Raw genomic sequence first — 13,155 nt, 5'->3', positions numbered from 1 at the left:
GATGGCTAGGCCGCCTGCGTTGCCCAGCCGGACCGCCGGAAGGATCCGGCCGGCACGAATCGCTCCAACAGCGCGTCGGCGGGTTCACCGGCGAATTCGCTGATCAGCTGTTTGGCGGCGGCCACCGAGGTGAGTGATTCGACCGGCCGTGGATCATCCAGCAGGCCAAACAGTTTCGAGGCGAACCGGGGGCTGCCCTGTGCCGCCGCGAAGAACAGGTTGCCGTACTCGGCCAGCTCCGGATCGGACAGGAACAACCGGGTGACCAACTGCGCGGACCGTGCCCGGTGGGCATAGAACTCCTCGAATGTGCCGCGCAGCCAGGCCTCGTCGAACCGGCCCTCATGTGCGGCGGCCCGGCGGACCAGGGTGGCGGCGTGGACCAGCCCACCCTGGGCGCCCTGGCCGGCGATCGGGTCGAAGGACACCGCGGTATCGCCCAGGGCGGCGACCGGATGACCGCTCGCGGTGCGGCCCGCCCCGGACCGAACCACCTGGTTGACAGCGCCTTTCAACCACGAGTGCGGATCATCCTCGACAATCCTGAGCGCACTTACCTCGGGCAGATCCCAGTCGATGTAGTCGCGGTGCAGCGTGGTCACGATGTCGAGTGCGGACTGCGCGCTGTGGGCACCGGCGAAGCGGCGTTCCCAATCGCTGCCCGGTCTGGCCCAGCCCAGAAATGTCCACGTCGGGCCCGCATCCTTGTGCAGATATCCGCCCAGCCACGATTCGCCCTGATCGGTGACCACGGTGAAGGCGTTGTGGCGCCCACCCGCACCGCCACGATGGGCGAAAACGTCTGGACCGTAAGGTAATCCGGTCAGAGTCACGGTCAGCAGGCTGCGCTGGGGGCTGTCGTAGGCGGAGCGCTCGGCGTCGACCGAAAAGAGGGACGACAAGCCGCCGCGGCCGGTGGCCACCAGCGTCAGATCGGCACCGGCGGCGATGGCATCCAGTCGCGCCGGGTCGACCGCCTCGACCACGAACCGCCCACCTCGCTGCCGGAACAACGTCAGCCGGTCGTCGGCCTTGAGGCGGGTGTCCACCGCAACCCCGACGAACCCGTCGAAGTCGGCGTCGAACGCGATCGCCTCGGCGCGGTCCGGACCGGAGCCGTCGAGTACCCGCACGCTCTGTCCGGTCGAGGTCGGGGAGCTGGCCAGATAGGTGCTGAGCCCAAGGGACTCCTCGGCCCGCTGCGCCTCTCCGAAGATCAGGGCGGTGCCGGTGGCCGGAACATCGTCGCGCAGACTGCGCTGGTCCCGGTCGCTGTAGAGGGTGACGTCAAACCCGTTGTCCAACAGCCCGAGCGCGGCCGTCACTCCGGTCTGCCCGGCGCCGATCACTGCTGCGGTACGCCCATCCGAACTCGTCATGGCTGCCACTATGGGCGCACCACGGTGCCGCGTTAAGGAACTGGCTCAGCGTGATCGCAATGGCCCCTAGGGTCGCGCAGACCCGATCATCGAGAACAACGGGTCGGTGGGACCGATGTCGAGGGTGCATTCGTGGGTCCGAGGATCCGGCACGAAGGCCCAGAACATCGCGCCCGCGGCGCCCATCGTGCGCATCTGGGCGATGGCATCACCGAGGAATTTCCTCCGCTCATCCAGCGAATCGCAGGAACCGGCCTCCATGCCGATCTCGGCGACGACCAACGGCTTGTCTACCGCATGTGTCTGCGCGACACGGCGCTGTAGGCCGTCGTACACGTCTCCGGGCAGATAGTCGGTCTCCTCGTAGAAGTGGTACTCGAGCACATCCACGCCGGGGGACGCGGCCACCATCTCGAACTCGTGTCCCGCTGACCCGCACTGCCCACCGCCTGCGTGACCGCTGAAGATGACGGTGCCAGGGTCCAATTCGCGGATCCGGGCTCCAGCGACATCCAGGAACGCCCGCAGTGTCTCCGGCACGGTGGCGTGACAACTGCGCTTGGTCCAGTGGCAGGTGTGGTCCAGGCAGTAGGACGGCTCGGGTTCGCCCACCGCGGTCCAGCCGGCAAGTGATGGGGAGCCGCCCCAGCGCTTGACCGCGGTGTCCACCCACGCGGCGAACGTCATCGGCAAACCGTGTGAGATGTCGGTGCGCCAGCCGCCCGCGTACCAGTCGTAATCTTTGAAATAGCCGTTCTCACAACCGCCGTCGTCACTGGTGAGCACCGCGATCAGTAGCTGCCCATATCGTTCGGCGGCCCGGAACACCGCATCGAGCGAGGTGAAATCGAGCTGCCCGGTGTACTTGTTCACCGCGAAACTGGAGTAGGCGTTGAAACGGGTCAGCGAGTGCGGCGGCAGGCTGCTGAAGTACGAGTCGAGATCGACCTGGGCGCCGCACCCCGCGTTCACGGACCAGTTGGTGGCCAGTTGGTAGGCGTTGATACCGATCGGCCACCACGGATTGCCATCCAAGGTCAACGAAGTGCCCGAGACGCCGAACCTGGGCATCGCTACTTGACCGACGGTGGGTGCGGTAGCCGCAGTGGTGAGTGGCGGCATCGGCTCGGGCGCCGACGGTGAGCAGGCCGTCGCGACCAGTAGTGCCACGAAAAGCAACACCACGGTGCGAGATGGCCTGTCGACCATTGACCCAGGTTAGCCACTCAGTTGCGGCCTCAAGCGCTAATGCCGGACGTGCGTGGCCACTTCCTCCTCGCCGCTCGTCCCTCGCGGCGCATCGTCAGTGCCCGTGTTGGTTTGGGGCTCTTCCTTCTCGCCGCTCGTTCCTCGCGGCTCGTCGTCAGTGCCCGCGGGCCACCCAGTCGTCGTAGTGCACGATCTCGTCGCCGATGGTGGTGGTGTCGCCGTGGCCGGTGTAGACCACCGTCTCACCGGGCAGCAGGCCCAGCCGCTTGGAGATCGATTCCAGGATGGTCGGGAAGTCGGAGTAGGACCGTCCGGTGGCACCGGGACCACCCGCAAATAGGGTGTCGCCGGAGACCACCGCGTTCAGTTCCGGGATCGACCAGCAGACCGATCCCGGCGAGTGCCCGGGGGTGTGTAGAGCGTGCAACTCGATGCCGCCGGCGCGCAATACCTGACTGTCCTCGACGGTTCGGAAATCACTGTCGGGGTGGACGACTCGCCACAGCATCTCGTCGGCGGGGTGCAGCAGCACCGGCGCGTCGAGTGCCTTGCCCAGTTCGGGGGCGACGGTGATGTGGTCGTTGTGGCCGTGGGTGCAGACCACCGCGACGACGTTGCGTCCGCCGACGGCCTCGATGATCGGGTCCGCGGTGTGGGCGGCGTCGAAGACGACGACATCGGAGTCGTCGCCGACGATCCAGATGTTGTTGTCGACATCCCAGCTGCCACCGTCGAGCTCGAACGTGCCGCTGGTGACGACCCGCTGGATGTTGGATGCCCCGGTCATTTCAGGACGACCACCGAGCGCAGGACCTCACCGGCGTGCATCTTGTGGAACGCGTCCTCGATCGCGTCCAGCTCGATGCGCTCGGAGACGAACTTGTCCAGCGGCAGCCGGCCCTGACGGTACAGCGAGATCAGGGTGGGGAAGTCACGCTCGGGCAGGCAGTCGCCGTACCAGGAGGACTTCAATGAGCCGCCGCGGGAAAAGAAGTCCACCAACGGCATTTCCAGTGTCATGTCCGGGGTCGGGACACCGACCAGCACCACGGTGCCGGCCAGATCGCGGGCGTAGAACGCCTGCTTCCAGGTCTCGGGACGGCCGACCGCGTCGATCACCACGTCGGCGCCGAACCCGTCGGTCAGATCCTGAATGGTCTCGACCGCGTCGAGTTCGCGGGCGTTGATGGTGTGGGTGGCGCCGAACCCGCGGGCCCAGTCCAGCTTCTTGTTGTCGGTGTCGACAGCGATGATCTTCTTGGCCCCGACCAGGGCGGCACCGGCGATCGCGGCATCACCCACGCCGCCGCAGCCGATCACCGCGACGGTGTCGTCGCGGGTCACCGTGCCGGTGTTGATCGCCGCGCCGATGCCGGCCATGACACCGCAGCCCAGCAGGCCGGCCACCGCCGGATCCGCCTCGGAATCGACCTTGGTGCACTGGCCTTCATGCACCAGGGTCTTGTCGGCGAAGGCGCCGATGCCCAGCGCCGGGGTCAGCTCGGTGCCGTCGGTCAGCGTCATCTTCTGTGCCGCGTTGTGGGTGTCGAAGCACAGCTGCGGGCGGCCTCGCTTGCAGGCCCGGCACTCCCCACACACCGCACGCCAGTTCAGGATCACGAAGTCACCGGGTTCGACGTGGGTGACGCCCTCGCCGACCGATTCGACGGTGCCGGCGGCCTCATGGCCCAACAGGAACGGATACTCGTCGTTGATGCCGCCCTCGCGGTAGGTCAGGTCGGTATGACACACGCCGCAGGCGATGATGTCGACCACCACCTCGCCGGGACCCGGATCGGGAATGACAATGTCGACCAACTCGACGGGCTGCTTCTTGCTCCGCGAAATCACACCACGCACTGTCTGAGGCATGCCTATAACTTAATGCAAACCGGACAGGTGTCCAATTAGTGGTCGGATATCGTCGCCGCTGAATCCCGGTCTGGTCACCTCTCGCCGAGCTACGGTGAGTTGTGGTCGACGATCGAACCCAATTGCTGGTGGTGGCCCGTACGGCGTATCGCCGAAATGACTGGCGCACCAGCTACGAATCCTTCAGCCTCGTCGACGGGGTGCAGACCCTCGACACCGACGATCTTGCCGTATATGCGTCGGCGGCTTGGCGTCAGGGGCACGGTCGCGAATCCGTCCGGATCAACGAACAGGTGCACACCCGCCTGCTGCGGACCGACCCGGTGCAGGCGGCGATGAAGGCTGCCGAACTCGGATTGGCCTGGCTGGCCCGTGGTCATCTCGCGCTGGCCCGCAGCTGGGCACAGCGCGCGCAGGTGCTGCTCGACGGCGTCCCCGAGACCACCGCGCACGGCTACCTGGTGTACCTGCTCGCGGTGACGGCGGCCGACGCCGGAGATCGCGAGCAATTCGGATCTGCGACACGACAACTGGCCGTCATCGCGGAGAACTTGGACGATGCCGCCCTGGTCGCGCTGGCGCGGGCACTCGCCGGCACAGCTGCCGTCGCTGCCGGCGACCCTGCCGGGTACCAAACTCTCGACCAGGTACTGCTGCCGGTGCTCGACGAACCCGTGCCGGTGGAGTGGGCGGCCGATGTGTACCGGCGGGCGTTGAGCCTGGCGCACCGGCAGAACGCGGACGACCGGGTGAGGTCCTGGGCGCAGTCCATGCAGCGGTGGTGTGATGCCACCGAACCGGACTCGACCCAGTCGGCGTACCGGGCCGTCTGCGACGTACACCGGCTCTCCGCGGTCAGGGACACCGATCCTCGAGATCTCGTTCGCCAGGTGGTCGGGCTGCGCCGCCTGGTCGCCGACGTGGATGCGGTGGCCGCGGGAATGGTCGAGGAATTGCTTTCCCGGACTGTGGGGCGAGCCCGCTAGATTTGCCGGGTGATGAGCGCTGGCGCGAAGAACAGACGGTCCTGATGAATGCCGATGTTCTCGCCGTTGTCGATACCTGGCCGGTCGACTCGGTCGCCGCTGCAGTGGTCGGCCCATCTGGGGTGCTGGCCAGCCGCGGCGACACGACCAAGGCCTTTACGTTGGCCTCGGTGACCAAACCGCTCGTGGCGCGGGCCGCGCAGATCGCGATCGAAGAAGGCGCGGTCGACCTCGACACCCCGGCCGGCCCGCCCGGTTCGACGATCCGTCACCTGTTGGCCCACGCATCGGGTGTGGCCATGCGTTCGGCCGAGGTGCTCGCGCAGCCGGGCCAGCGTCGCATCTACTCCAACTACGGATTCGAACTGCTGGCCCGCGCCGTCGAGGAGGCAGCCGATATTGAGTTCGGCGCCTATCTCACCGAGGCGGTGTTCCAGCCGCTGGAGATGTCCGCGTCCGTGCTGTTGGGCGGGGCGGAGGCGGCCGGGTTCGGCGGTGTGTCGACCGTTGCCGACCTGGCGGTGTTCGCCCGGGAGTTGTTGCGGCCGGCGTTGGTTTCGCAGGACCTGCACGACGAGGCCGTGACAGTGCAGTTTCCCGGCCTTGACGGGGTGTTGCCGGGTTTCGGTGTGCAGCGGCCCAACGACTGGGGGATGGGGTTCGAGCTCCGGGACGGTAAATCCCCGCATTGGACGGGGTCGGCGAACTCGCCCCGCACGTTCGGTCATTTCGGCCAGTCGGGGACGTTTCTGTGGGTCGATCCGGTCGCTGACCTGGCGTTGGTGGTGTTGACCGACCGCGACTTCGGGGACTGGACCTACCCGCTGTGGCCCGCGATATCTGATGGAGTGCTGAGAGAAAACGGGACAGACTAGCGCAACACTGGCCACACAAGGCACAATAGACACGCGCGACACACACAACTGCATGCTCGATCGGAATACCAGGCCGTTGGGGAAGACGTCCCTCGTATCCGAAGGAGTAGCAGATGCGTGCGTCGAACCAGTTCGCCGACGCGGCGACAGGCGTGGTGTATGTCCATGCCTCACCCGCGGCGGTATGCCCGCACGTTGAGTGGGCGTTGTCGTCGACCCTGTCGGCGCGGGCGAACCTGAAGTGGACACCGCAACCGGCCATGCCTGGCCAGTTGCGCGCGGTGACCAATTGGGTCGGGCCCGTCGGCACCGGGGCGCAGTTGGCCAATGCCCTGCGCTCCTGGTCGGTGCTGCGCTTCGAGGTGACCGAGGACCCCAGTGCCGGAGTAGACGGACACCGCTGGTGCCACACCCCGCAGCTGGGCCTGTGGAGCGGTGCCATGAGTGCCAATGGCGATGTGATGGTCGGCGAGATGCGGCTGCGCTCCCTGATGGCCGGCGGTGCCGACATGCTGGCAGCCGAACTCGACACCGTGCTGGGCACCGCGTGGGACGAGTCCCTCGAGCCGTACCGCAACGGTGGTGACGGCGCCGAGGTGACCTGGCTGAACAGGGGCGTGGGGTAGCTCTCGTCAGCTACGGGCCCAGAGGCAGTAGCCGCTGAGCTTCGACGTGAACATGTGGTCGCTGATCTCAAAGGTCAGCGACCGGCCCGGTTCGGCACTGAACGCCTCGGGCGCCGACGTCTTGCCGGCGCCCAGGACGTCGACAACCTCGGCGCTGCAATGGGCGTCGGCTGTCTGCGGTGTCGCCGTCCACGTGCCCGCCGAGGCTTCCGGATTCCGTCGGCCCTGCCCGTGCAGGATCAGCTCGGGCCCGGTGGTCAGCCAGCGGTCCGACGACGGATAGGGATTGGTGAACCGCTGCCAGGTGCCGTCCGTGCATTGCAGTAGCAGCCGGTTGTTGCCGACTTGTCCGGGATCGGCGGGGGTCAGCGCACCGGCGAGACCTTCGGCGCATGACGCATCAGGCTGCGGTGCCGCGGTTTCGGGCGGCCCTTGCGGTACCGGTTCGGGATCGGCGTGCGCGCAGGCGCTCGTGGTGAGTGCGGCAGCCAGCGAGAGGGCCGCCGCACTCAATGCCAACGCTCGACACATCGTTATACCGAGACCGTCTTCATCGTGGCCAGGTCGGTCTGCATCAACCGCACGTTGTATTCACCCCAGTAGGACAGGTTGTAGTACAGGTAGTGCGAGTTGTCCTCGACCACATTGCCGTTGGCGTCGACCTTGTTGAAGTAGTCGGTGCCCGACATCGGATGGACCATCGGCGCATACATGCCGGTGTTGGTCGTCAGGTTGTTGTTCACCAGCGTCGTCGTATCCGACCATTCACCCTGCGGTGAATCCGACACCCGCATCACCACGTTGTTGCCGCCATCGGTGTAGAGCACGACGTACTTGCCCAGATACTCGTTGTACTGGACCGACATTTCGCTGACATTGCCGTTGGTGGGCAGACCGCCGACCCAGATGCCGTTCGCGATCTTGGTGAAGAGCCCGAACGTGAAGAAGTCCGCGACCCGGTACAGCGTCGGCAGGAAATCGGTGCTGCTGGAGCCGAACACCGGAACTGCGGCCGACGGATCACCGGTCACCCATTGCCCCGCGCCACCGGAATTCTCACCGGCCCAGTACTCGTAGGCATCCAGGTTGGTGATCTGATCTTTCTCCACGCGGGCCACATACGCCGAACCCTGTCTGCCCGAAGGTGTCCCGTACACGTAGACGTAGGGGTCAGTCGGGTCGTCCGACATCACCAGGGCGTTCTGCTGGAAGTGCTCGTCGCCGGGGACGTATGCCGGGCCCGCGCGGAACCAGCCCGATGAACGGATGGTGGCGGGGTCGACGGTCCAGGTCTTACCGCCGTCGTCGGAGTAGGCGATTCCGGAGTAGTTCGTGGTCCAGCTGCCCGGGTTGTCCCAGGTCCGGATCGACATCACCGTCGCGTACTGCCGGTAACCGCCTTCGGCGTCGGGGTTTTCGATCGCGATCGCCGAGGTCGGGATCATCGTGTAGGTCCGGCCGAACAATCCGTCTTGGCCGGGGTCGTAGATGATCTGGGTGGCGCCGGCCGGCGCGACTCCGGTGCCGTACCACTGGTGAACCCCGTTGGGGTCGCCGGGATACTGCGCTCCGGCGTTGATCACCGCACCGTTGAATTGCAGGCCGTCGGACAGATCGGTGTCGATGGTCCGGAACAGCACGTTGTTACGCCAGTCGCCCGCCATGCCCGGCTCGCTGTAGGAATCGCCGAACAACGTATAGATGACGGGTTTTCCGGTCACAGGGTCGGTGTAGCCGCTGTTCCACATGATGCCCAGGTCCGTGCCGGCGATGTACCAGTGGTCGGTGACGCCGACTCCGGTCACCCACCCGAGCGGTGTGGTGGCGCCCGCCAGGGAGGACGGAACCTGCGGCTTGGCCGTCAGGTTATCGGTCTGCACAGCGGTATTGGGGGCGGCGGCCGCCATCGGCTGGATCTCACCCTCGGCCACCACCGACGCGGCGTCCTTGGCCGATACCACCCGAGACGCGATCGGATTGATCGACCGCTCGAATTCCCTACGCGTCCAAGCCATCATGGCCCACAGCGCGGGGGACTGGGCCGGTGCCACCGGGCTGGTACCGGCACCGAACGGGGTCAGGCCGGCGACGCTCAGTAGTGCTGACACGACCGGCGGTGCGGCGATCTTGGGCGCGGCGGACTCGGGATTGGAGACCGGCGCTGCCGGCACGATCGAGATCTCCGGCAACGCGGCCGGGACGTCGAATGTCGTGACCTCGGTGCGCGATGCCGAGATGACGTCGCGGCCGCGCTGGGGGACGTCTTCTGCCACCTCCTTGAGGCGCACCACCACGGTGTTGGGGCGTTGCGCGCGCTGCGAATCGGGCGCAGACGTCGCGGCTTCCGGGACCGTGCGGGCGGTATCGGTCTTCTCGCCGACGTCGGCTTTGTTGCCCGCCTCGGGGGCATTGGTGAGAGAGCCCTGAATCTTGCTCCGGGCCTTGGTCGTCCGGGTTCGCGGCGGGGTGCGCGCGGCGTCGAGGCGGTTCTGCGTCTGCTTGATCGCGTCACCGACGTCATTCAGACCGGACTCGACGTCCTTGCGGATCCGCTCGCCGATCTTCGACAGAGTGCCGGACGGAGTGGTGGCCGGCTTCTTGACGTTCGAGGGTTTGCTCGGAGTCTTTTTCTCTCCAGAGCTCGAGGCGGCGCCGTCGGAGCTTCCCGCGGTGGATTTGCCAGGATCGCCGGACCCGCCTTCCGCCCAGGCGATTCCGGTTCCTGAGGTCAATGCCGTGCCGATGCCGAGAGCGACGGCCAGTGCGCCGACGCGGCCGATGTATTTGGTCGATTCCATGACGCTCCGTACCAGTCCACTCACTCACAACCCCGGCCCAGACGAAACGTACCGCGTGCCGCTGACGGCGTCGGGCAAACACGCCGAATCGTGGAAAAGTGGGTCTGAACTGCGAAGGCTTGCCGTCAGCTGATCCGGTAGTGCGCGGGGTCCGGTTCGGACAGCATGCGGGTGAGGGTGGCCCGGTCGAACGGCCACAGATCGATGGTCCCCGCGTCGGTGAAGTACCACGAATTGCACCCGGTGTTCCACACCGTCGGGCCGAGTCCGTCGGCGACCGCGGCGTTGAATTCGCCGGTGGCGTGCTCGGTGACCTCGACCTCGGAGAGTTCCGCGTTTTCAAACCGCCTGAGCCAGCTCACGATGTAGCCGGCGGTGAGCTCGGCCGAGTACTGCAGCGGGATCGACCCGGTCGGCGAGTTCGGCCCCAGCACGGTGAACAGGTTCGGAAAGCCGGGGATCGCCGTCATGCGGTATGCCCGTGGACCTTTGACCCAGGCATCGTCGAGCGTGATGCCGTCACGGCCGACGATGTTCATGGGGCGCATGTAGTTGTGCGCCTGAAATCCGGTGGCCAGCACCACGACATCCACATCGTGGTGCGTGCCGTCGGCGGTGCGGATGCCGGTGGCGGTGAACTCCTGGATGGGATCGTCGATCAGGGTGGCGTTGGGTCGCTTGATCGCACGGTAGTACGAGCCCGAGACCACCTGCCGCTTGCACAGCGGCTCATAGTCCGGCGTGAGCTTCGCGCGGAGCGCGCGATCGCGGACCTGGGCGGCCAGACTCCACCGCGCATAGGACTGCACCAACTTGCGTCGCCACGACGGCGTGGTGACGACGTCGGCGAGGATTCCGGACCCCCACTGCAGTCGTCGGTAGAGGAAGTCATGCCACCCTGGCCGCCGGCGCAACACCTTGGCGAGGATCGATGACTGCCGCAGCGACATCGGTGCCCACAGGATCCACTGCGGTGATCTCGCAAAGTGCAACAGAGTGCGGGCTTTCGGCTGGAGGGCCGAAACCACTTGGACACCGGTCGATCCCGTTCCGATCACGGCGATGCGCCTGCCGTCGGTCATCAGCTCCGGATCCCACCGTGCGGTGTGCACGATCTGTCCTGCGAAAGTGTCCATGCCCGGGATCTCGGGGATCGACGGGTGATGCAGCACGCCGGTGGCGCAGATGACGAAATCGGCTGTCAGGGTGTCACCGTCGCCTGTTGTGAGCGTCCACGACGTGGTGGTGCTGTCGTAACGGGCTTCGGTGACTTCGGTCTCGCACCGCAGATGGGCGTCGAGTCCGAATCGTTCCATGACGTCGCGATGGTAGCGCTGGATGTCCTCACCGCTGGCCCAGATGTGGCTCCAGTCCGGTTTGGGCGCGAACGAGAACTGGTAGATCTGCGACGGCACATCGCAGGTGAGTCCCGGGTAGCGGTTCCAGTGCCAGACCCCGCCGACGTCCGAACCCTTCTCCAGGATCGTGAAATTCGTGAATCCTGCCTGTTTGAGCGTGTACGCGGTGGCGATGCCTGCCATCCCCGCGCCGATGACGACGATGCGGACCCCGCGGCTCATCGGGCCTCCTCACTGACTGCGAGCGCACGCCGGACCGTGGCCGGTGCGGTGCGTATCGATGCCTCGAATGCCGACTCCCGTCGGCCCCGCCGCATGAAGTGTGAACCGAGGCCCTCGAGATCGGCAGCGTCGGGCCGGATGACGACGACCTGCGTGCCGCGCGCCCGCACTGCTGCCACCTCGCGGTCCAGCCCGATCGACATCGGCCGGCGCAGCAGCCGGTGCTCCAGTATTCCGCCGAATCCTGGTGCGCGCGTGCCTGGTTCGGAGGTCATGGGGGTGATCACGTAGATGGTGTCGGCATCGTCGGAGGTGATGAGATCGACCGACGCGGTCGATGCGGCGCCGCCGTCGACGAATTGCCTGCCGCCGATCGTGACCGGTGGCATCCAGCCCGGCACCGCCCAGGATGCGCGAAGTGCTTCGCCTAGTGTGGCCGCCGGCGCGCCGGGCGCCCCGAACACGACACGCTCGCCGCGCTGGTAGTCGAAGGCGACCATCCGGACACCGGGATGTGCCACCCACCCCGAGGAGACGGAGAATCCGTCGGCGAGACGCTGTAACCAGCCGGCATTGCCCCGGCCGACGGGCGCGATGCCGGTGGCGGCAGCGAGACCCCTTTGGCTGCCGAGCAATTTCGGGTTGAGCGGCCGGGGGATCGGAATCGGCGGGATGCCGGCCGGGGTGTCGGCGATGTGGCGGCGCAGGCGCTCATCGGTTGAGGCGCCGCGCTGCATCGCGACGAGATCGCTCACCCTGGCGCCGCCGCCGAGCATCGTGACGAGCTCGGCGCCCGCCGAAGTGCCCTGCAGCACCGCGGCGTCGCGCGGATCCCACCCGGTTTCTTCGGCCAGGGCGTGCAGTGCGGCGACGATCCAGGCGCCGCCGATCGTGCCGCCGCAGCCGATCACCAGTGCCGTTGTCATGACGTGGCCTCGGAATCGGGCTGCCCGGCATGAGCTTTCGATTGGCGGTCGATACGTTGCAGGTACGTGGACCGGCCCTGTTCGTCAAGGGCGGTCAGGGCACGGCGGTCATCGATCCTGTTTCGCACCGCGCGCTGGATCGCCTCCGGCACCAGGGCGTCGACAAGGGCCCACCCGGGGGCGACCCAACCCGGGACCGAGGTGCGGGCGGCCCGGGTGCGCAGGGTTTTGAGGATCGCCTCTGCGACGTCGTCGGGATCCACGGTGGGAAGGCCGTTTCCGAGCTGCACACCGGAGGCGAGCTCGGTGCGGACCGCCGACGGCAGCACTGCCGACACGGAGACCCCGGTGCCGGCGTACTCGCGCCGTGCCGCCAGCGAGGCGCCCAGCGCGGCGAACTTGCTGGCGTTGTACGTCACCATGCCCGGGATCGGGATCATGCCCGCCATCGACGCCACGTTGACGACGTGACCGTGACCGCGGGCCACCATCGACGGGACGACCGCGCGCATGCCGTTCAGGACACCGCGCACGTTGACGTCGAGGATCAGGTCAGTGGTCGCCTCGGATTCGGCGTCGAACGCGCCGAGCGGCATGACCCCGGCGTTGTTGACCAGGATGTCGATGCCGCCTGATTCGCGGACCGCATCCGAGACGAATCGATCCCACGACGACCGCTGCGTGACATCGAGGTAGGCCGCCCGGCAGCGGGGGATACCGGCTGCGGTCGTCGCGGCCACATCGGCATCGACATCGCCGATCCATACGGTGGCGCCACCGGCGGAGAACAGCTCCGCCGTCTTGGCTCCGATGCCCCGCGCCCCGCCGGTGACGATGACCATCGCCCCGTCCACCGACGCCTTCTTCTGTGAAAACCGCACGTCATGCCTCCCCTGAGTCGTCT

At 66.9% G+C, this 13,155-nt stretch carries 12 protein-coding genes; 3 read left to right on the top strand and 9 right to left on the bottom strand.

The window, feature by feature from the left end:
* Nucleotides 1–5: 5 nt before the first annotated feature.
* From ACZYZ7_RS25335 to ACZYZ7_RS25320, 4 genes are all read right to left on the bottom strand, one after another.
* Complete coding sequence (locus ACZYZ7_RS25335) at nt 6–1,379, bottom strand: styrene monooxygenase/indole monooxygenase family protein (RefSeq protein WP_463742087.1); 1,374 nt, start codon at nt 1,377–1,379, stop codon at nt 6–8.
* 66 nt (nt 1,380–1,445) lie between these two features.
* Nucleotides 1,446–2,588, bottom strand: a complete 1,143-nt coding sequence (locus ACZYZ7_RS25330) for a beta-mannosidase (protein ID WP_463742086.1) — start codon at nt 2,586–2,588, stop codon at nt 1,446–1,448.
* Between the two features lie 154 nt (nt 2,589–2,742).
* Nucleotides 2,743–3,375: an MBL fold metallo-hydrolase gene (locus ACZYZ7_RS25325; protein ID WP_463742085.1), complete on the bottom strand. Its 633-nt coding sequence runs from the start codon at nt 3,373–3,375 to the stop codon at nt 2,743–2,745.
* On the bottom strand, nt 3,372–4,460 hold the full coding sequence (locus ACZYZ7_RS25320; protein WP_463742084.1) for an S-(hydroxymethyl)mycothiol dehydrogenase: 1,089 nt from the start codon (nt 4,458–4,460) through the stop codon (nt 3,372–3,374). Before ACZYZ7_RS25320 ends, ACZYZ7_RS25325 begins: the two co-directional genes overlap by 4 nt.
* 101 nt (nt 4,461–4,561) lie before the next feature.
* Here ACZYZ7_RS25320 and ACZYZ7_RS25315 point away from each other — a divergent pair, with 101 nt between their 5' ends.
* The 3 genes from ACZYZ7_RS25315 to ACZYZ7_RS25305 all read left to right on the top strand — a co-directional run bounded on the left by ACZYZ7_RS25315 (nt 4,562) and on the right by ACZYZ7_RS25305 (nt 6,947).
* On the top strand, nt 4,562–5,446 hold the full coding sequence (locus ACZYZ7_RS25315; protein WP_450070726.1) for a chemotaxis protein CheY: 885 nt from the start codon (nt 4,562–4,564) through the stop codon (nt 5,444–5,446).
* Between the two features lie 44 nt (nt 5,447–5,490).
* Entirely contained in the window at nt 5,491–6,321 is an 831-nt protein-coding gene (locus ACZYZ7_RS25310) for a serine hydrolase domain-containing protein (RefSeq protein WP_450070725.1), read from the top strand.
* Nucleotides 6,322–6,434: 113 nt separating this feature from the next.
* Entirely contained in the window at nt 6,435–6,947 is a 513-nt protein-coding gene (locus ACZYZ7_RS25305) for a DUF3145 domain-containing protein (RefSeq protein WP_135455943.1), read from the top strand.
* A 6-nt stretch (nt 6,948–6,953) separates the two neighbouring features.
* Here ACZYZ7_RS25305 and ACZYZ7_RS25300 read toward each other — a convergent pair whose 3' ends face one another.
* From ACZYZ7_RS25300 to ACZYZ7_RS25280, 5 genes are all read right to left on the bottom strand, one after another.
* A complete protein-coding gene (locus ACZYZ7_RS25300; protein WP_450070724.1) occupies nt 6,954–7,466 on the bottom strand; it encodes a hypothetical protein in 513 nt (170 codons plus the stop codon).
* Between the two features lie 14 nt (nt 7,467–7,480).
* Nucleotides 7,481–9,745: a DUF4185 domain-containing protein gene (locus ACZYZ7_RS25295; RefSeq protein ID WP_450070723.1), complete on the bottom strand. Its 2,265-nt coding sequence runs from the start codon at nt 9,743–9,745 to the stop codon at nt 7,481–7,483.
* 125 nt (nt 9,746–9,870) lie between these two features.
* Nucleotides 9,871–11,325, bottom strand: coding sequence for a flavin-containing monooxygenase (locus ACZYZ7_RS25290; protein WP_450070722.1), 1,455 nt, complete (start codon nt 11,323–11,325; stop codon nt 9,871–9,873).
* Nucleotides 11,322–12,251, bottom strand: coding sequence for a patatin-like phospholipase family protein (locus tag ACZYZ7_RS25285; protein WP_450070721.1), 930 nt, complete (start codon nt 12,249–12,251; stop codon nt 11,322–11,324). The genes ACZYZ7_RS25290 and ACZYZ7_RS25285 overlap by 4 nt, the downstream gene beginning before the upstream one ends.
* Nucleotides 12,248–13,132, bottom strand: a complete 885-nt coding sequence (locus tag ACZYZ7_RS25280; RefSeq protein ID WP_450070720.1) for an SDR family oxidoreductase — start codon at nt 13,130–13,132, stop codon at nt 12,248–12,250. Before ACZYZ7_RS25280 ends, ACZYZ7_RS25285 begins: the two co-directional genes overlap by 4 nt.
* Between the last annotated feature and the right edge of the window lie 23 nt (nt 13,133–13,155).

The organism is Mycobacterium sp. IDUB_17 (assembly GCF_055419465.1).
This window is presented reverse-complemented; position numbering and strand designations above follow the sequence as displayed.

Bases quoted from the DNA above. Each gene is read 5' to 3' on its own strand.
- ACZYZ7_RS25335 (WP_463742087.1), bottom strand. From the start codon at position 1,379: ATGACGAGTTCGGATGGGCGTACCGCAGCAGTGATCGGCGCCGGGCAG.
- ACZYZ7_RS25330 (WP_463742086.1), bottom strand. From the start codon at position 2,588: ATGGTCGACAGGCCATCTCGCACCGTGGTGTTGCTTTTCGTGGCACTA.
- ACZYZ7_RS25325 (WP_463742085.1), bottom strand. From the start codon at position 3,375: ATGACCGGGGCATCCAACATCCAGCGGGTCGTCACCAGCGGCACGTTC.
- ACZYZ7_RS25320 (WP_463742084.1), bottom strand. From the start codon at position 4,460: ATGCCTCAGACAGTGCGTGGTGTGATTTCGCGGAGCAAGAAGCAGCCC.
- ACZYZ7_RS25310 (WP_450070725.1), top strand. From the start codon at position 5,491: ATGAATGCCGATGTTCTCGCCGTTGTCGATACCTGGCCGGTCGACTCG.
- ACZYZ7_RS25305 (WP_135455943.1), top strand. From the start codon at position 6,435: ATGCGTGCGTCGAACCAGTTCGCCGACGCGGCGACAGGCGTGGTGTAT.
- ACZYZ7_RS25295 (WP_450070723.1), bottom strand. From the start codon at position 9,745: ATGGAATCGACCAAATACATCGGCCGCGTCGGCGCACTGGCCGTCGCT.
- ACZYZ7_RS25290 (WP_450070722.1), bottom strand. From the start codon at position 11,325: ATGAGCCGCGGGGTCCGCATCGTCGTCATCGGCGCGGGGATGGCAGGC.
- ACZYZ7_RS25285 (WP_450070721.1), bottom strand. From the start codon at position 12,251: ATGACAACGGCACTGGTGATCGGCTGCGGCGGCACGATCGGCGGCGCC.